The sequence below is a fragment of the Amycolatopsis sp. NPDC004079 genome, from assembly GCF_040610415.1.
GTDB lineage: Bacteria > Actinomycetota > Actinomycetes > Mycobacteriales > Pseudonocardiaceae > Amycolatopsis > Amycolatopsis halotolerans.
The window spans coordinates 37,206-55,753 of record NZ_JBEXMH010000061.1; the positions used below are offsets into that span (position 1 = coordinate 37,206).

The window sequence follows — 18,548 nt, forward strand, 5'->3', positions numbered from 1 at the left end:
GGCAGCACACAACGCGCCTCGTCGTTTACCGTAGAAGCCAATCGGGTGAGGTGAAGAGTGCGCGGACGAGTTGCCGGGTGGTTCACAGGCTGGCGCCTATGGCGGTTGCCCTCTCACGTCCGCATGTATGTGCTGCTGGTGAACGTCGTGGCAGTGGGCACCACCCTCGCCACCGCGTGGCTCGCCCCGGTGCACCGGATCGATCTAGTCCGCTTCGGCGTCCTCGCGGTGTGCGCGGCGCTGGCGATCGAGGCGACCCGGCACATCGAGCGGCAGCGTGAGTACAGCCGCGCACCGACAGTCGCGTACGTCGACACCAAGGCCGTCTGGAGCATCGCCGCCGTGGTGGCGTTGCCCGCGATCCTCGCGTCGGCGATGGTCGTGCTCACCTACGCCGTCGCCTGGTGGCGCGTCTGGCCGCACGAACGGCCGGTTCTGCCGCACCGCTGGATTTTCTCCTGCGCGACCGTCCTGTGCGGCACGCAGGCCGCGGTCGCGGTGCTCGCGCTCGGCATGCACGAGTACCCCGGCGTTCTCGCGGGCGGCTTCGGTCCGGGTCTGCTCGATCTGGTCGTGTTCGTGCTCGCCGCCGGGCTGCGCTGGGCGATCAACACCGCGCTCGTCATGGTCGCGATCGCGCTGTCGAGCCCGCCGCGGTCGTTCGCCGACCTGTTCTCCGGTTTCGGCGACCAGCTGCTCGAAGCGGGCGCGATCGGGCTCGGCCTGGTCACCGCGGCGCTCCTGCTGCTGGCCAACCCGCTGCTCCTGGCGGGCGTCGTGATCGCGCTCGTCGCGCTGCACCGCGGGCTGCTGCTTACCCAGTTCCAGCGCGACGCGCGCACCGACGTCACGACCGGCCTGGCCACCAAACGCTGGTGGCGCACGGTCGCTGAGCGCTACCTCGAACGCGCGCGGGCGAACCAGGACAGCGTCGGCGTCCTGCTGCTCGACCTCGACCACTTCAAGGCGATCAACGACACCTACGGCCACCCCACCGGCGACCTGGTGCTGCGCGAGATCGCGCTGTCGCTGCGGGACGAGGTCCGCGAGCAGGACGTGTGCGGCCGCTGGGGCGGCGAGGAGTTCGCGATCGCGCTGCCGGACATCCCGAGCGCCGAGCACCTCGGCCACATCGCCGACCGCATCCGGCGGCGGGTCCCGCAGGTGGTCGTCGCGCTGCCGGACCAGGATTCGGTGATCAGCGACCTGACCGTCTCGATCGGCTGCGCGCTGTATCCGGCCGAGCATCTCGCCAGCGTCGACGACGTGCTGGTGGCCGCCGACGCCGCGCTGTACCGGGCCAAGCAGGCGGGCCGGAACCGGGTGGAGCTGGCGAGCGCTTGACCGCCTGCTCGGGCCACCGCTAGAACTCCTCGCATGGACTGGACTCTCGAGGTCGTCGTCGTTCCCGTCACCGATATCGACCGGGCGAAGGCGTTCTACGCCGACCAGGTCGGCTTCCGCCTCGACCACGACACCACCCCCGGCCCCGGGCTGCGCCTGGTGCAGCTGACCCCGCCGGGATCGGGCTGTTCGATCGTCCTGGGCAAGGGCGTGGTGCCGGACATGCCGCCGGGGTCGCTCAAGGGTCTGCAACTAGTCGTCGCCGATGTGCGGAAAGCCCGCGAGGAGCTGGTGGAACGCGGCGTCGAGGTCGGCGAACTCCAGGTTTACGGCTCGGATCCCGGTACTGGAGCGCTCGAAGACCTGGACAACATCGGGTTCATCCACTTCTCCGACCCGGACGGCAACAGCTGGTCGGTACAGCAGATTTCCGCCCGCGCCAAGGGTTAGCCCGCGACGGCGGCGGCCAGTTCGGTGCGCAGGGTCCGGGCTGCTGGGGTTGCGGCCTGACCGCGCGGCAGCACGAAGTCGACGCGGCGTTCGAGGGTCGCGTCGGTCAGGGTTCGAGCCCAGACGCCGGACTCGCGGCCTTGTTCGGCGACCGCTTGCGGCAGGAACGCGAGGCCCGCGCCACCCGCTACGAGGTCGAGGGTGATGCCCCAGTCGTCGACCTCGAAGGCCCGCCTCCGGCGCAGGCCAGCGTCCCGGAAAAGCCGGTCCAGGTCTGTCCGCACCGCCCAGTAGCGCGGCGGTTCGATGAACCGTTCATCAGCGAGGTCGCGCACGCTGATCGACGACGCGCGACCCAGCGGGTGACCGCTCGCTCCGGCCAGCACGATCGGTTCCACGGCGAGCGGCGTGATCTCGAGTTCCCGAGGAGTGGGCTCGGGTGCGGACAGCACGGCGCAGTCCAGCTGTCCGGCGCTGAGCAGGCGCAGCATCTCCTCGGTGGGCAGTTGGGACAGGGTGACGTCGAGGTCGGGATGCAGCACGGCCATCCGCGACAGCACCCCGGCCAGCGGGACTAGATGCTCGACGTGGCTGAACACGCCCATCCGCAACCATCCGGTGAGCCGACTGCTGACCTGGCTGACCGCGTCGTACACCGCGGTGAAACTGCGCAGCGCTTCCCGGGCGGCGGGGACGAGTGCGCGGCCTTCGGCGGTCAGCCGCGGCGGGCGGGTGCCTTTGACGTACAGGTGGACGCCGAGGTCGCTTTCCAGCGCGCGGACGGACGCCGAAATTCCGGACTGCACGATGAACTCACGGCGGGCCGCCTGGGTGAAGCTGCCTTCCTCGGCCAGGGCGAGGAAGTGCCGTAGGTGCCGGATGTCCAAGGTGCATCATCTCTGATCCAGATAGTAGAGATCTTCAACTGCTCTGCCACGGATACTACGGGCGGAACACCATGGAAGACATGCACAACTCCACGCTGTCCACCGCGAAGGGACGGCATCTGTCGCATTCCGTCGGGTTCTGGGTGGTCGCCTCCGCGTACGCGGCGCTCAGCGCGTTCGGCACCGCACCGACCCCGCTTTGGCCGATCTACCAGCAGGCCGACGGGTTCGGCCCGGTGTGGGTGACGGTCGCGTTCGCGATCATGGTGGTCGGGATCGTCGGGAGCCTGGTGTTCCTCGGGCATCTCTCCGACCGGCTCGGCAGGCGGCGGATCATCGCGCCCGCGCTGTTCGCCGCACTCGCCGCGAGCTACGTTCTGATCGCCTCCACCAGCCTGGCCGGCCTGCTCGCCGGACGGCTCCTGACCGGGCTCGGCATCGGCCTGATGGCCGCGAGCGCCACCGCGTATCTCGCCGACCTGGACCGGCAGGCCCGGCCGCACGTCGTGGTGCCGAAACTGCCTGGGCTCGTCGCGGCCGGGGCGAGTCTCGGCGGTCTCGCGCTCGGGCCGGTGATCGCCGGGGCGCTCGCGGAATGGCTGCCTGATCCGTTGCGGATGCCGTACGTCGTGCTCGGTCTGGTTGTGCTGGTCTGCCTCGCGTTCGTGCTGGTGACGCCGGAAACCGTCGATCTTGCCGCCGCGGCGCCGACGGTCGCTCCCCGAATGAATCTCCGTCCCGGTCGACAACGCGTGTTCACCGGGGCCGCACTGCTCGGGTTCGCGGCTTTCGGGGCCACCGGGGTGTTTTCGTCGGTCGGGGCGCTGGTGATCCGGAACGATCTCGGGATCCACGACGTGTTCGTCGGCGGCATGGCCACGTTCGCCGTGTTCGGTGCTTCCGCTGCGGCACAACTGGTGCTCAGCCGATTCGGGCCGCGGCAGCTCGTGATTCTCGGTTCGGCGTGTTACCTCCTCGGCCTCGCGGCGACGGCAGTGTCCATTGCGGACCCATCGCTCGCGTTGTTCCTGATCGCCGCCGCGGCGACGGGGGCGGGCGCCGGGATGTTGTTCAAGACCGGGCTTTCGCACTCGGCCGAATCCGCGGTGCCCGCCTCCCGGGCCGGGGTTCTTTCGGTGTTCTTCGTCGTGGCCTACCTCGGGATGGGACTTCCGTCTGTCGCGTTTGGACTTGTGGTCGGCAGTTTCGGCTCCACCGCGACGATTGTCGCGGTGAGTGCGGTGCTCGCGGTACTCGCGGCCGCCGGTGCCGTGTTGGTGTCGAAACGACCTAGTCCACCAGCGCGCCACAACTGACGTTCACCGTCGCGGCAGTCATCGTGCGGGCCCGATCGGACGCGACAAAAGCCGCCACCGCGCCGACATCGGCCAGCGTCGCGGTGCGGCCGAGCATGGTCGGTTCGGCGAGTTCCGCGGTGAGTTCTTCCGCACCAGGGAAATCCGCCGGGATCGTTTCCGGGACGCCGCCGGTCCGGAGCGTCACTGTGCGCACGCCGTGTCGGCCCAGTTCGGCGGCGAGTTGTCGGCGCATGGCTTCCAGCGCGGCGAATCCGACTTGCAGGCCGCCGACCGCGTGGTTGCGCACGGGATCGCCGTCGCCGCCGAAGAGGAGGACTACGCCGCTGCCTTGGCGTTTCATGTGACGGCCAGCCGCGCGCATGGTAAGGAAGGTGGTGCGGACGCCGTTGACCACCGGTTGTTCGTAGTCCGCCAGCGACATCTCGACCATGGGGGTCCCCTGGACGTCGCCGTGGCTGATCACGTTCACCGAGATGTCGAGGCTGCCTGCGGCTTCGACGACCGCGTCGGCGTGGGCGTCGACGGATTGCTCGTCGAGCGCGTCCACTACGGCGACATCGGCGGTGCCGCCGGCTGCGCGGATGTCGCCGGCTACGCGGTCCAGCTTTTCGCGGGTCCGTCCGGCCAGGAAGACGCGCGCGCCTTCGTCGGCGAAAGCTCGGGCGAACGCGCCGCCGATTCCTCCGCCAGCGCCGTACACGACCGCGTTTTTGCCTTCCAGCAGCATCTTCAGGGCTCCCTTCTCGTGGCTGTCACTAGCGCGTCGAGCGGGGAGCCGGAGAATCGACATCGTTCCTTAAGGTCGTTTCGCCCCCATCGGGTTGGGGATGGGGACGCCGCCGCGGTCGATGATCCGTCGGCTCAGCGGGGTGGCCAGCTCTAGTACTCGGTCGACTCCTGCTGGGCCTAACGCTTCGAGCGGGGCGGCGGCTAGGCGATCGGTGGTTTCTTCGACGGTGCGGCGGATTTCCGCGCCCGCCGGGGTCAGGCCGCCCGCGTCGAGCAGACCGCGATCGACCAGGTTCGCTGTTGCGGCGGACCATTCTTCGTCGGTCCAGCCCCGGGCGCGCTGGACTTGTTCGCGCGTGGTGGCTCCGGTGGCGAGATGAGTGAGGGTCGTTTCCAGGCCGGTGAGGCCGGAGGCGACTGCGGCCAGGACGTGGCCGTCGCCTTGGTGTTCGCGCAGGACCGCAGTCGCCAGCCATAATCGGGCCAGCGGCCGATCCGGACGAGGCACAGCGGACCAAGCAGCGGCGAGTGGTCGCGCATCGAAGTGGCAGGCGGCGACTGCCTGTTCCAGCAACGTGACTAGCTCGTCCACAGTGTCCGGCCCCAACAGTCGCGCCAAGGCCGCCTCGACTGCTTCCACTCGGGTGCGCAACACATCGTCAGGCGAGGCGAACGTCCACGCGTCAGGAAGCGCTCGCGCGACCATCCCTGGTGCGAAACCGAAAAACATCGACGTGACCGGCTCCGGGCCGATCGGACCGAGTGGTGCCGCCCGGCCCGCGAAGTAGCCCATCCACCAGCCGCGCAGACCGACTTCCTTCGCCGCGGCGGCGGGTTCCGGGGCGAAGTAGACGACTGCGTGGAGGGGTTCTGTTGCTGTCCATAGGTTTCGGGCCGGGCTCGGCTTCATGCGAGCAACTCTAAGCCCCGGGTACGACAAAAACACAAAAGAAGCCCGCCGCCCCGGAAGGGGGACGGCGGGCCGAAGAACGACAGAGCCTCAGGCGAGCTCGAGGCCGTAGGACTGCAGTTCCAGAGTCAGCGGGTAGAAGTAGCTGGTCTGGGTGTCGCCGCCGGAGAGGGTGCCGAGGCCCTTGTCCCCGTCGAACGCCGGGCCGCCCGAGTCGCCGTGGTCGGTGTGGGCGGTGGTGCCGAATTCGTGGTTCAGGACGCCCACGTCGAAGTTCACCGACTCGTCGACCGAGGTGACCTGGCCGCTGCCGCCGCCGGTGGTCTGGCCCATCTTCTCGATCTGCTCGCCGACGGTCGGGGTGCCGGCGCTGGAGATCTTCTGGCCGGTGTTGATCGCGCCGTCGCCGGTGCCGTTCGGGCGGGTCAGCAGGCCGGAGTCGGCTCCGGGGCAGTCGCTCTGGACGACCTGGGCGCCGGAGACGTCGCCGCCGGACCAGGTGCCGCCTTCATTGGTGCAGTGGCCCGCGGTCAGCATGTACGGCTGGCCGCCCTTGGTCACGTTGAAGCCGAGCGAGCAGGTGAACTGCCCGTTGTTGATCGAGTCGCCGTCCGCGATGTAGGTGGACAGCTTGCCCGAGCGCTGCTCGACGCGCGCCGCGTCGCCCAGCTTCGCCGCCGCCGCGGCGACCTTGTCCTTCGTGGCCTGCGACGCCGAGTCGTAGATCTTCACCACGACCTGGTTGGTCTTGGTGTCGATGCCCCACGACGTCTGCGGCACGTTCTTGACCGTGTCCATCTGGTTCTTCGCGCCGGTGAGGGCGGTGAAGCTGTGCTTGACGAGCTTGGTCGCGAAGCCGGCCGCCTCGGCCTTCTCCTGCGCGGCGGCGTCGGTGACGTTCAGCACCGCCTTGCCGCGTTCGAGGTAGATGCCGCCGTTTCCGGCGCCGAGCGTGTCTGCGACCTGCGTCGCCTGGGTGATCGCCTGTGCCTGCATCTGGGCGAACGCCATCGGGCTTGCCGAGGCGGCGTTCACGCACATGCCCGCGGTCAAGGCCGCGGCAGACAGTGCGGTGAATCCCGCGACGAGCGTCTTCCGGGAAGTCATGGATCTTCCTCCAGGTGGGATGAAACCGACCGGTGGGACGCCACACACTTTTGTTGCCCGGCAACCAACGCGAAACCGACGAAGGTTGGTTAATAACCAAAAAAACGGGCCATTCGGACACGGTTGCGCCGTTCGGACCACCTGGAATAACCCGAACGGCGCTGCTGACCTGCGTCAGTGCTGTCCGGGCCACCGGACGTGCTCGGCGTAGCCCTCGTTCTTGCGCAGGTACCCGGCGATGAACGGGCACACCGGAACGATCACGCCGCCGCGCGCCACGACGTCGTCCAGCGCGGCCTTCGCCAGTACCTTGCCGAGACCGCGGCCGCCGAACTCGTCGCCGATCTCCGTGTGGGTGAAAACGGTTTCGGTGTCCTTCGGGGTGAATTCGGCGAAGCCGGCGAGCTTGCCGTCCGCATACACTTCGTAGCGGTTTTCGCTGTCGTTGCGGGATACCCGGGGTTCTTCTTCGCTCATTCCCGCATCCTCACACACCACCGGAATCCGCGCGCCGCGCTCAGCCCGTGCTCTCCCGCGCGAGCAGCTTGTGCGGCGCGACGAATTCCTCGGCGGGAAGCCCCGGATTCTCGATGCGCGCGGCGAGACGGGACACCGCGGTCCGCGCGATGAACGGGGTGTCCAGCGAAACGGTGCTCAACGACGGTCGCGAATAGCGGCCTTCCTCGATGTCGTCGATGCCGATGATCGCCACGTCCTCCGGGACGCGCAGCCCGGCGTCGAACACCGCGCGGATCGCGCCCATCGCCAGCAGGTCGGAGTAGCAGAAAATGGCGTCCGGGCGCGGAGATTCGCGAAGCAGCGACGCGGTGGCCGCGTAGCCGTCCGCCCGGCCGTAGTGGGCGGCCGTGGCCTGCAGCGCGTTCACCGGTTCCAGGCCGCTCTCGTCGAGCGCCTTGCGGAATCCCTCGGTGCGCTGCAACGGCGTCGCATACATCTCCTTCGGCTGCGCGCCGATCGCTGCGATGCGGGTACGGCCACGGTCGAGCAAGTGCGTCGTCGCGTCGTGGGCCGCGACGACGTTGTCGATCGCCACGTGGTCGAACCGGCGGTCGAAGACGTGCTCGCCGAGCAGGATGAGCGGCGACGAGCGCGCCGGGTCCACGTCGCGCAGTTCGTCGCCCGTCGCGAGCGGCGCGAACAGCATGCCGTCGAACAGATTGCGCCTGCCCCCGCCGCGCAGCAGCTGGCGTTCCCGCTCGTGGTCGTGCCCGGTCTGGTCGATCATCACCTGGAAGCCGAGGTCCGCCGCGGCGTCGATGACCTCGCGGGCGAGCTGGCTGAAGTACGGCACGTCGATCTCCGGCACCACCAGCGAGAGCAGGCCCGTTTTTCCGGTGCGCAGCGTGCGGGCGACCGGGTTCGGGATGTAGCCGAGTTCCTCGATGGCCCGCAGCACGCGCTGGCGCATCTTCTCGCTGACGTGCTCGTACCCGCTGACGACGTTCGACACCGTCCGCACCGAAACCTGCGCCCGATCCGCCACGTCCCGCAACGTCGCCGCCATGGAGCCCCCTTCGCCGGAAGTCATCCTACCTTTTGCAACGTGTGCAAGCATGTCGTACAGTTTGCCTACGTTGGCAAATCCACGGCGAGCGCCTCTCCGCACGCCGCGTTGCCGCCGTCCCGCACAAAGGAGTGCCATGAACCCCACTCTCCGACGGAGCGGACGGACAGCCCGCCTCCTCCCCCGCCGCGGAGCCGCCGTCGCCGCCGCGGCGCTGCTCGTCACCGGGCTGAGCGCCTGCGGCCCGGACATCAGCTCCGACACACCGGCTGCGGGCAACGCCGTGCTGCAGGCCCCGTCCGACGAGGCGCCCAAGGGCGAGATCACCGTCTGGGACCGCTCCGGCGACCTGTACAAGGTCTTCGACGCGGCGACCAAGAAGTTCACCGCGAAGTACCCCGGCGTCACGGTCAAACACGAGGCCGTCGACATCGACTCCAAGCTGCAGAACACGCTGATCACCGGCACCGACGTGCCCGACGGCGTCTTCCTCGACGACGCCAAGGTCGGCGGCTACGTCAGCCACCTGTGGAATCTCAAGGACGTGCTCGCGCCCTACACCAAGGACATCGCCAAGCAGAAGGTCGACGTCAACACCGTGGGCGGCGGCATCTACGGCGTGCCCTTCGACCTCGACCCGGGGCTGCTGTTCTACAACGCGAAGGCGCTGAGCACGGCCGGGATCGACCCGAACGGCATCAAGACCTACGACGATTTACTCGCCGCGGCGAAGAAGTACCAGCAGTTCAAACCCGGCGCGAAGCCGATCCACCTGGAGCAGAACGCCTTCAACAGCCAGCTCCAGCTCGAGATGTTCGCCAGCCAGCTGGGCACCGGCCTGGCCGGCCCGGACGGCAAGCTGCGGCTGAATTCCCCCCAGTACCACCAGATCCTGACCTGGCTGGACACCGTGCGCAAAGAAGGGCTCGGCACCCGCGCGGAGTACCTCAAGCCCAGTGACGTCAGCGCGCTGGACTCGGCCGACGAGGTCTTCTACCCGTGGGCGATCTGGTTCGATTTCGCCCCGCAGCAGCAGTTGACCGCGACCAAGGGCGACTGGCGGGCGATGCCGTTGCCGGCGTGGACCGCGGGCGGCGCGCGCAGCGGCGCGATGGGCGGGTCGTCGTTCGTCATCCCCAAGGACGCCAAGAATCCCCAGCTGTCCTGGCTGTTCTACCGCTTCCTGATGTTCGACCAGGCGGGCTACACCGGCGTCTATGGTCCGAACGCGGTCTATCCAGGCGGGTTGAACACGTCGATCCCGGCTTACCAGCCCGCCGCCGATCCGGCGAAACCGCTGTTCCGGCCGATCGACGCGATGGGCGGACAGGACGTCTGGAAGACCGCCGTCGAGGCGGGCCGGGAAATCCCCGGCGGGGCCCCGATCCCGGCCTGGTGGTCCGGCGCGGTCGACTACCTCGGCACCGACCTGCAGAAAATGCTGGACGGCGCGCTCACCCCGCAGCAGGTGATCGACAAGGCGGGCAAGGACATCCAGGCCAACCTGATCGACCGCAAATGACCACTCGTTCCGTCTCCCCCGCGACGAAGGTGTTCCGGGAACCGGCCGTCGAGCCGCGCATCCGGACACCGCGTCGGCGGCGGCGCACTCTTCCGTTGCGCCGCCTCCTCGCGCCGTACGTGTTCGTGCTGCCGTTTGTCTTGGTGTTCTTGGCTTTCAGCGTCTACCCGCTGTTCTTCACGCTGCGCCTGAGCTTCACCGACTGGCACGGATCCGGTGCCGCACATTGGATCGGCCTCGACAACTACCGTTATCTGCTGACCAGCAGCGGGTTCTGGTCGTCGCTCGGCAACTCCGGCGTGCTGTGGCTGCTGATCGTCCCGGTCCAACTGGTGCTCGCCGTGCTCGTGGCGGTGCTGCTCAACGCGATCAAGCGGCTGCGCGGGTTCTACCGGGTGGCGTTCGTCGTGCCGTTCGTGACGCCGCTGGTCGCGGTCGCGCAGATCTGGATCGTGCTGTTCGACCAGGACAACGGCGCGGTGAACGCGATGCTCGGCGCGGTCGGCCTTCCGCCGGTCGGCTGGCTCGTCACGAGCGGATGGGCGAAGCCGACGCTCGCGTTGCTGTTCCTCTGGAAGACCACCGGGTTCGTGGTGCTGATCGTCCTTTCCGGACTCCAGCAGATCGACCGAGGCCTGTACGAGGCCGCTTCGCTCGACGGGGCGGGTCGGATCCGGCAGCTGTGGACGATCACTGTTCCGCTGCTGCGCCGTTCGCTGATGTTCAGTCTCGTTTTGCAGACGCTGGCGGTGTTCCAGATGTTCGCCGAGCCGTACGTGGTGACGAAAGGCGGGCCGTACACCTCGACCACGACGGCCGGTCTCTACCTCTACAACCACATCACCCGCGCGGATCTCGGCACTGGGGCGGCGAACTCGTTCCTGCTGGTGATCGTCGTGATGGCGGTGTCGCTGCTTTTCGTCCGGCTGCTCCGAGCGGAGGACTGACATGACCACCCTCGGCGTCCGCCAACGGAAGCACCGGCCGCTGCTCGGCTCGCACGCGTTCCTGCTCGTGCTGACCGTCGCCCTGCTCGCGCCGGTGGCGTGGGCGATCCTGTCGTCGTTCAAACCGGCGGGCGAGATCATCCGGAACCCGCTCGGGTTCGACCCGGCGACCTTCACCCTCGCCAATTTCCGCGGGATGTTCCAGGACGTCCCGATCGGCAGCGGGTTCCTCAACACCGGCATCGTGCTCGTGGCGAAGGGCGCGATCACGATGTTCTGCGCGCCGCTCGCGGCCTACGCGTTCGCGAAATACCGGTTCGCGGGCCGGAACCTGATCTTCGGCGCCGTGCTGCTCACCCTGATGCTGCCGACGATCGTGCTCGTCATCCCGCTGCTGCTGGAGATGAAGGAACTCGGCTGGGTCAACACCTATCAGGCGCTGATCCTGCCCGGTTCGGTCGACGCGTTCGCGATCTTCTGGATGCGCCAGGTGATCGCGGCGGTGCCGGACGAACTGCTCGACGCCGCCCGCGTCGACGGCTGCGGCGAGTTCGGCATCTTCTGGCGCGTGGTGGTCCCGGCGATCCGGCCGGGGCTCGCCGGGCTCGGCGTGCTGACGATCATGAACATCTACAACGATTTCGTCTGGCCGGTCGTCGCGGCCAGTTCCAGCCGGATGGCCACCCTCCAGGTGGTCCTCTCGACGCTGGCCCAGAACATCTCGGGCAACCGGGTGGACGCCGATTACGCGACCGTGACCGGCGAACTGCTCGCCGCCGCGTCGATCGCACTCGTCCCGCTGCTGATCCTGTTCATCGTGCTGCAGAAGCACTTCATCAACGGCATCCTCGCCGGAAGCGTAAAGGGCTGACACATGACGATTGCCGAGAACTCCGCCGATCCGACCGCCGCGGAGGCGGTCCCGCGGCCGGGGTACCCGCGTCCCGACCGGGACCGGTCCGCGAGATGGCTGAGCCTCAACGGGCGCTGGCGATTCGCCGCGGAAGACGGTGCGCCCGAGTCGATCACCGTCCCGTTCGCTTGGGAGACCGCAGCTTCCGGCGTGCACCGCACCTGGCTGGAACACGCGGTCTACACTCGAACTGTCACGGTTCCGCCGGAGTGGACCGGAAGCCGGGTCGCGCTGTGCTTCGGCGCGGTGCATCACCGGGCGGTCGTCTCGATCGACGGGACGCCCATCGGTTCGCACGTCGGCGGGCACAGTTCGTTCGAGTTCGACGTCACCGACGTGCTGGAGCCGGGCCGATCCGCCGAGCTGACCGTCGAGGTCGAGGCACCCGCGGACAAACGCGAAATCCCGCACGGCAAACAGCGTTCGATCCCGCGAGACGACTACGACGGCGTCTCGTTCACGCCGACGTCCGGGATCTGGCAGAGCGTCTGGCTCGAAGCCCGCGGACGCACCTACGCCGCCGAGGTTTCCGTACGGGGGGATTCGCTGACCGGCTTCGACATCGCGGGCGAACTCGCTGGGGACGCTCCGGACAGCGCCGCCGTGGTCGCGCTCTTGGAAGGCCGCGAGACTGTCCTTTCGATGCGGGACGGGCGGTTCTCTGGTCGCCTGGAGATTCCGTCGCCGCAGTTGTGGAGCCCAGAATCGCCGCACCTGTACTCCATCGCGCTGACCGTGGGCGAAGGAGACTACGCCGATCGGCTGACCGTGACCGGCGGCCTTCGCCGGATCGAAACGCGCGGCGAAGCGTTGTATCTCAACGGGGAGCGGCTTTACGTGCGTGGCGTGCTCGACCAAGGCTACTGGCCGGAGTCGGGGCTCACCGCACCGGACGACGAGGCGCTGGTCCGCGACCTCGAACTGGCGCGGGAGCTCGGTTTTTCGCTGGTGCGCAAGCATCTCAAGGCCGAGGAACCGCGGTGGCTCGACCACGCCGACCGGATCGGGATGCTGATCTGGGCCGAACCGCCAGCTCCGAGCCGGTTCAGCCCGGCCGCCGCCGCGGCGTTCGAGGCGCAGCTGCCTGACTTCGTCGGGCGCGACGGCAACCATCCGTCGATCGTGATCTGGGGGCTGTACAACGAAGAATGGGGACTGGACTGGGACATCCCGGGCAGCCCGGAGCGCGCTGCCGCGGCCGTGCGCGCGTACGACCTCATGCGCTCGCTCGACGACACCCGGCCGATCGTGGAGAACTCCGGCTGGGCGCACGTGAAGACCGATCTGGTCGACTGGCACTACTACGACGAGAACCCGCGCAACTGGGCGGAAAACCTCGCCGCGCTCGCGTCCGGGGAACGAGAGTCGTTCGAGGTCAGGCTCCGGCCGGACTTCCTGGTCGACAAATCGTTCTACGGTTCCGCTGGCTTCCCGCGCTCCGGCGTGCCGGTGCTGAACAGCGAGTACGGCGCGGGGTTCACCAGTCTGGAGCGGGCGTGGCACGTGCGCTGGCAGACCCAGGAAATCCGCAGACACGACCGGTTTTCCGGCTATATCTACACCGAGCTGACCGACGTGGAACACGAGATGGCGGGCCTGCTGGACACGCACCGGCGGCCGAAGGACTGGGGCGGGCTCGACCCGGCCGACGCCTTCGCGGCGACCACCCTGGTCGTCGACCTCGTGCCCGCGCACGCCGGCGCCGACCTGCCGGTGCCGACGGAACCGCTGACCCTCGACGTGCACGTCTCGCACACCGGCCAGGAGCCGATCGCCGGAACTCTGCACGCCGGGTGGGGCGCTTCGGGTTCGCGCAATCTGCCTGCGGCATCGGTTTCTCTTGCTGCGCAAGCGAAACCGTTCCGGCTCAGCGACGCGTTCCCGTTGACCGTCCCGGCGCCGGGCGGTCCGGCGCGACTGCACCTGTGGCTGGAAACGGACGGCAAGGTGACCGCGCGGACCTTTGTGGACGCAGCGGTCGTGGAGGAATTGAACCGGCGAGGCGCGCGTAGCCGCTAAAGGGAAAGGGCGGCCAGCCGAGCTGGCCGCCCTTCCTGATCAAGCTGGAACGTGCCAGACCTGAGTGAACAAGCCGTTGCAGTCATAGATCTGCAACTGCGTGCCATCCGCGGTCTGGGCCTGCGGATCGTCGAGGCACCGACCTGACTGCGGATTGTAGATCGACCCGTCCGCCCGCGCCTGCCATTGCTGTGCAGGCGTGCCAAGACAGTCGCGAAGCTCCACTTTGGACGAATTCGCGGTCCCGCCGCCGACGATGTTCAGGCACTTGTCGAAAGCCCGGATCGTGCCGTCGGTTTCCAGCGACCACTGCTGGCCGGTCGCGATACCGCAGGTGTACAGCTGCACCGCGTTGCCGTTGACCGACGTGTTGGTGTTGACATCAACGCACTTGCCGGTGGTTCCGGGTCCGGCGATCTGGCCCTGCGCGTTCGGCAGCGTCGCCGTGCCGAAGTCCGTTTCGCATTTGCCGGTGGACAAATGTGTGCCCGCGAGCATCAGGAAAGTGTTGCCCGAAGGCGCGCCGAGCAACGGCGAACTGTACCCGGCGCAGGCGGTCTCGCCCGCGTCGTAGCCGCCGGTCGGCGCGGTGGTCACCGGCGTGGTGATCTCCTGCCAGGCACCGGATCCGAGATTCCGGTTCACGAACAGCACGTGCCCGTCCTCCGGCTGGACCGCCAGTGAGCCGTCCGTGCCCGCGACGACCCGCTGTCCGGACGCGACGAGGGTCCCGTTCGCGCCGCCCGCCGGAGACCAGGTCAGGTACGGCGTGTGCAGCAGGAACCGGTGGTCGGCGGTCTCGATGCGGGTGCCGAGGCTGCCGGGATTCCACGCTTCAGCGTCCGGGGAGGTCTTGAAGTAGACGTCGCACGCCTGGTCTGGATCGAAGCCGGCTTTGCAGTCCTCGTAGGTCATCGCGTAGGTGCCGTTGGGCAACGGGACGACGGTGGCCATCCCGGGCCGCTCGACGCCGTTCTGCAGCGCGACGTCGTAGACCTCGCTGCCCCAGGTCAGGCCGCCGTCGGTGGAGACCGTGTGGGCAAGAACCTGGGCGTAGTTGTTCACCGACGGGCGTTCGTCGGAGAAATAGCAGATGAGCCCGTGATCGGTGGTGGCGAACTCCGGTTCCCAGATGCCGTGGCCGATCGTGTTGGCCATCCCGGACTCGGCCGCGCACGAACTGCGGTAAGTCCAGCTCGCGCCCTGGTTGGTGGACACGAAGACCTCGACCGCCTGCTGCGTGTAGTCGCCGTGGTTCCAGGCAGTGCCCGCGGCGAGCAGCGTGCCGGCCGGCAGCGATCCTTCGGCACGCGGCAGTTCGTACAGCGTCGGGCCGTCGAGATCCCAGCCGTGCTGGGTGTCGGTGACCGTGCTGATCGGCGAGGACGTCCAGGTGACGCCGTTGTCGGTCGACCGGTAGACCGGGAAGTTCGCCTTCCCGACGCCGGTGCCGGAGTGGGAGAAAGTGGCCAGCAGGGTGCCGTTCGCGCTGCCGTTGTGCGCGAGGCGGATGACGCGCAGATAGCTCGCGTCCTCAGTGGAACCGCTGGCCGTGCCGGGCCGGTAAAGGACCCCGCCGGAGGTGGTGGCCGCGGTGGCGGTGCCCGCCGGAAACGCGGCCGTGAGGGCGGCGCCGAGCACGACAGCGGCGACCAGCGCGCCTCTCCGTCTCGGCCTCGAACGGGAACTCAGGGGACCAGGCGACATGAGCGTCACTCCTAGGACGGGACGGCGCAACAACCTCCTTGGCTGCTCCCCTTCCCGGGCACAACGGCCCGCGCGCGGCAACTGTCCGCCGTCGCCGCGCGAGCTTCTCGAAGAGGTGGCCGCCAGGGGACCCAGGCCGCTTTGCCATCGTGTGAAAACCTGAGCGTACTCCGATTTGCACACGTTGCAAGAAACTGTCCGGCAGACACCCGCCCACACCCGGATGACGGCTCGCCGTCCACCGACGAGCGACGCGGGAGCACGCAGCGAAGACCTCCCGACGGACCGCGCTGGTCCGCACGGGCGATCCGCGAAATCGGCGGAGTGGCAGGACTTCCGCCGCGCCGGTCCGGTCTGTTTGCCTCGTGGAGTCGGCACCCACGGAACGCGAGGGGAGCACGCGTGCAGCCGTTCGTCCTGCCCGAGTTCTATCTGTCGTACCCCGCCCGGCTGAACCCGCACCTGGACGGCGCGCGGAAGCACAGCAAGGCGTGGGCGTACTCGATGGACATGATCGACGTGCCCCAGCACGGCACCGTCATCTGGAACGAGCACGACCTCGACTCCCACGACTACGCCCTGCTGTGCTCCTACACCCACCCCGACGCCGCCCCGCGGGAACTCGACCTCGTCACCGACTGGTACGTCTGGGTCTTCTACTTCGACGACCATTTCCTGGAACTCTTCAAACGCACCGGCGACATCGAACACGCACGCGATTACCTGGACCGCATCGCCCGCTTCATGCCCGCCGAGGGCGCCATCACCGAGACCCCGGAAAACCCCGTCGAACGCGGCCTGGCCGACCTGTGGAACCGCACCGTCCCCCGCCGATCCGCAGGCTGGCGCCGCCGCTTCCGCGAAAGCACGCGCAACCTTCTCGACGAATCGCTGTGGGAACTCGCCAACATGAACGAGGGCCGCATCGCGAACCCCATCGAATACGTCGCGATGCGCCGCAAAGTCGGCGGCGCCCCTTGGTCAGCCAACCTGATCGAACATTCTCTGAACGCCGAAGTCCCCGACGAAATCGCGGCTAACCGCCCGATGGAAGTCCTGCGCGACTGCTTCGCCGACGCCGTGCACCTGCGCAACGACCTCTTCTCCTACCAGCGCGAAGTCGAAGACGAGGGCGAACTGTCCAACAGCGTCCTGGTCTTCGAAAAGTTCCTGGGCTGCACCACCCAGCAGGCCGCAGACGCCGTAAACGATCTCCTCACCTCACGCCTGCACCAATTCGAACACACAGCGCTCACTGAAGTCCCCGCCCTCTTCGAGGAACACGGCGTAAACCCCGCCGGACGAGCCGAAACCTTCGCCTACGTCAAGGGTTTGCAGGACTGGCAATCCGGCGGACACGAATGGCACCTGCGCTCAAGTCGCTACATGAACGAAGGCGCCCTAGACGACCACGGCGGCCCAGAGTTGCTGGGCGGCCCGTCCGGACTGGGAACCTCCGCAGCTCGAATCTTCCGCTCTATTGCAAACACCGCACCACAACGCGCACGAGCCTTCACACACCAGCCCTACGAACAATTAGGCCCAGTCACCCTGCCCACCCTGCCTTTGCCGTTCCCCCTGCGCCTGAGCCCACACCTGGCGGCCGAACGCAAGAAAATCACCGATTGGCCGCGACGAATAGGCATGCTGTCCGAATCAGTGTGGGACTCCGCACGCCTGCGCGTCGCCGACATACCGCTAGCCTCCGCTGGAATCTGCCCAGACGCTCCTGCGGAACAGCTGTCCCTCACCAACGACTGGCTCACCTGGGGCACCTACGCCGACGACTACTACGCAGAAGTCTTCGCCCACGACCTGCCCGCCGCCAGAGTGGCCACCGAACGCCTGAAACTCTTCATGCCCACCGACGGCGCCTCTCCGCCCTCGCCCCTGACCGCACTGGAAACCGGCCTGGCAGACCTGTGGCAACGCACCACCGGCCCCCTGACCTCCGCCGAACGCGAGTCCTTCCGCCACACGGTCGAGAAGATGATCGACGCCTGGGTGTGGGAACTGGCCAACCAGGCCCAAAACCGCGTTCCCGACCCGATCGATTACGTGGAAATGCGCCGCCAAGCCTTCGGCTCCGACCTGGTGACCAGCATCAGCCGGCTCACCAACAGCAGCACCGTACCCCCGGAAATCCACCGAAACCGCGTCATCGAAGCGCTGGAAGATTCAGCCGCCGACTACGCCTGGCTGATCAACGATTTAGTCTCCTACCGCAAGGAAATAGAATACGAAGGCAGCCTGCACAATGCGGTGCTGGTAGTCCGTTCTTTCTTGGACGTGGAGCAAGATCAGGCCCTGCGCATCGTCGCCAACCTGGCAGAAGCAAGACTGGCAGAATTCCAACACGCGGTTGACGTAGGCCTGCCGAGCATGTTCGCCGACTACAGCCTGGACGCGGAGGCGCAGGCCACGCTCACCGACTACGCGGACCTGCTGAAGAACCTGATGACCGGAATCGCGAACTGGCACCACGAATCCGCCCGGTACACCGACGAAGAACTGGACCGGGTCCGAGACGCGAAAGCCGCGACCGGGGCCCCCGCCGACCCGAGCGACGCCGCGACACCCCCGGACACCTCCAAGGCACTGCTGCACCCAGGATGCACCGGCACCCACCCAGTCCCGATCGGCACAAAACCCAGCCTCCACCCCGGCGGCCCGACCGGCCTGGGCACTCGATCCCTGCACATCCCCGCACCAGCCAGCTCCGCCACCCACTAACGCCGTGAGGGGAACCCTCACGGACTCTGAGTCCCTCAGGGTTCCCTTCACGACCCTCGCCGGTCCGTGAAGGGCTCCTTGAGGGAATCTGATTCCTTCAAGGAGCCCTTCACAGCCCTCCCCCACCGCCGCGACGCACCCAACGCGGCATTCGGTGCACCCCACGCCACATTGGCTGCGCCGCACGCACCCAACGCCACATTGGTTGCGCCCCACGCACCCAACGCCACATTGGTTGCGCCGCATGCACCCAACGCCACATTGGGGCGCAAGCCCCTCCACCACCCACCCCGCACCGGTGCACCCAAAGTTCGAGGCACCCAGCCCCTCCTCCGCACCGGTGCACCCAACGATCGAGGCACCCAGCCCCACCCCCGCACCCCGATACGAAGCCTCCCTGCGGTCTGGGGGTGCTTGTCAAGGCATCTTTCCCGCC

The 18,548-nt window shown here is 67.9% G+C and carries 15 protein-coding genes; 8 read left to right on the top strand and 7 right to left on the bottom strand.

What is annotated here, in order from left to right; translation table 11 throughout:
• Positions 1-57: 57 nt before the first annotated feature.
• Positions 58-1,344, top strand: coding sequence for a GGDEF domain-containing protein (locus ABZX37_RS39635; RefSeq protein WP_354748568.1), 1,287 nt, complete (start codon positions 58-60; stop codon positions 1,342-1,344).
• A gap of 33 nt (positions 1,345-1,377) precedes the next feature.
• On the top strand, positions 1,378-1,794 hold the full coding sequence (locus ABZX37_RS39640; RefSeq protein WP_354748570.1) for a VOC family protein: 417 nt from the start codon (positions 1,378-1,380) through the stop codon (positions 1,792-1,794).
• On the opposite strand, the gene ABZX37_RS39645 is transcribed toward ABZX37_RS39640, so the two are convergent.
• Positions 1,791-2,681: a LysR family transcriptional regulator gene (locus tag ABZX37_RS39645; RefSeq protein ID WP_354748572.1), complete on the bottom strand. Its 891-nt coding sequence runs from the start codon at positions 2,679-2,681 to the stop codon at positions 1,791-1,793. The genes ABZX37_RS39640 and ABZX37_RS39645 overlap by 4 nt on opposite strands.
• An 80-nt stretch (positions 2,682-2,761) precedes the next feature.
• Between ABZX37_RS39645 and ABZX37_RS39650 the strand changes: the two genes are divergently transcribed.
• A complete protein-coding gene (locus tag ABZX37_RS39650; protein WP_354748574.1) occupies positions 2,762-3,997 on the top strand; it encodes an MFS transporter in 1,236 nt (411 codons plus the stop codon).
• Here the strand turns inward: ABZX37_RS39650 and ABZX37_RS39655 are convergent.
• The 5 genes from ABZX37_RS39655 to ABZX37_RS39675 form a co-directional block, all read right to left on the bottom strand.
• Positions 3,972-4,727, bottom strand: a complete 756-nt coding sequence (locus tag ABZX37_RS39655; protein ID WP_354748576.1) for an SDR family oxidoreductase — start codon at positions 4,725-4,727, stop codon at positions 3,972-3,974. The genes ABZX37_RS39650 and ABZX37_RS39655 overlap by 26 nt on opposite strands.
• A gap of 69 nt (positions 4,728-4,796) precedes the next feature.
• Positions 4,797-5,639, bottom strand: coding sequence for a hypothetical protein (locus ABZX37_RS39660; RefSeq protein ID WP_354748578.1), 843 nt, complete (start codon positions 5,637-5,639; stop codon positions 4,797-4,799).
• Between the two features lie 90 nt (positions 5,640-5,729).
• Positions 5,730-6,746, bottom strand: a complete 1,017-nt coding sequence (locus ABZX37_RS39665) for a S1 family peptidase (protein WP_354748580.1) — start codon at positions 6,744-6,746, stop codon at positions 5,730-5,732.
• Positions 6,747-6,920: 174 nt separating this feature from the next.
• Positions 6,921-7,223: a GNAT family N-acetyltransferase gene (locus tag ABZX37_RS39670; protein WP_101435558.1), complete on the bottom strand. Its 303-nt coding sequence runs from the start codon at positions 7,221-7,223 to the stop codon at positions 6,921-6,923.
• 40 nt (positions 7,224-7,263) lie between these two features.
• Positions 7,264-8,271, bottom strand: coding sequence for a LacI family DNA-binding transcriptional regulator (locus ABZX37_RS39675; protein WP_354748582.1), 1,008 nt, complete (start codon positions 8,269-8,271; stop codon positions 7,264-7,266).
• Between the two features lie 136 nt (positions 8,272-8,407).
• On the opposite strand from ABZX37_RS39675, the gene ABZX37_RS39680 reads away from it, so the two are divergent.
• The 4 genes from ABZX37_RS39680 to ABZX37_RS39695 are packed head-to-tail and all read left to right on the top strand — an operon-like array spanning position 8,408 to position 13,672.
• On the top strand, positions 8,408-9,793 hold the full coding sequence (locus ABZX37_RS39680) for a sugar ABC transporter substrate-binding protein (protein ID WP_354748584.1): 1,386 nt from the start codon (positions 8,408-8,410) through the stop codon (positions 9,791-9,793).
• The gene (locus ABZX37_RS39685) at positions 9,790-10,740 is read left to right on the top strand and encodes a sugar ABC transporter permease (protein WP_354748586.1); all 951 of its coding nucleotides are present in this window, start codon (positions 9,790-9,792) and stop codon (positions 10,738-10,740) included. Before ABZX37_RS39680 ends, ABZX37_RS39685 begins: the two co-directional genes overlap by 4 nt.
• Before the next feature lies 1 nt (position 10,741).
• Positions 10,742-11,611, top strand: coding sequence for a carbohydrate ABC transporter permease (locus tag ABZX37_RS39690; protein WP_354748588.1), 870 nt, complete (start codon positions 10,742-10,744; stop codon positions 11,609-11,611).
• A gap of 3 nt (positions 11,612-11,614) precedes the next feature.
• Positions 11,615-13,672 (top strand): glycoside hydrolase family 2 TIM barrel-domain containing protein, encoded by a 2,058-nt coding sequence (locus ABZX37_RS39695; protein WP_354748590.1) that lies wholly within the window; start codon positions 11,615-11,617, stop codon positions 13,670-13,672.
• A 39-nt stretch (positions 13,673-13,711) separates the two neighbouring features.
• On the opposite strand, the gene ABZX37_RS39700 is transcribed toward ABZX37_RS39695, so the two are convergent.
• Entirely contained in the window at positions 13,712-15,379 is a 1,668-nt protein-coding gene (locus tag ABZX37_RS39700; RefSeq protein ID WP_354748592.1) for a ricin-type beta-trefoil lectin domain protein, read from the bottom strand.
• A gap of 402 nt (positions 15,380-15,781) precedes the next feature.
• Between ABZX37_RS39700 and ABZX37_RS39705 the strand changes: the two genes are divergently transcribed.
• Positions 15,782-18,112 carry a germacradienol/geosmin synthase gene (locus ABZX37_RS39705; protein ID WP_354748594.1) on the top strand — a complete coding sequence of 777 codons (2,331 nt, stop codon included), beginning with the start codon at positions 15,782-15,784 and terminating at the stop codon, positions 18,110-18,112.
• The last annotated feature ends 436 nt before the right edge of the window (positions 18,113-18,548 follow it).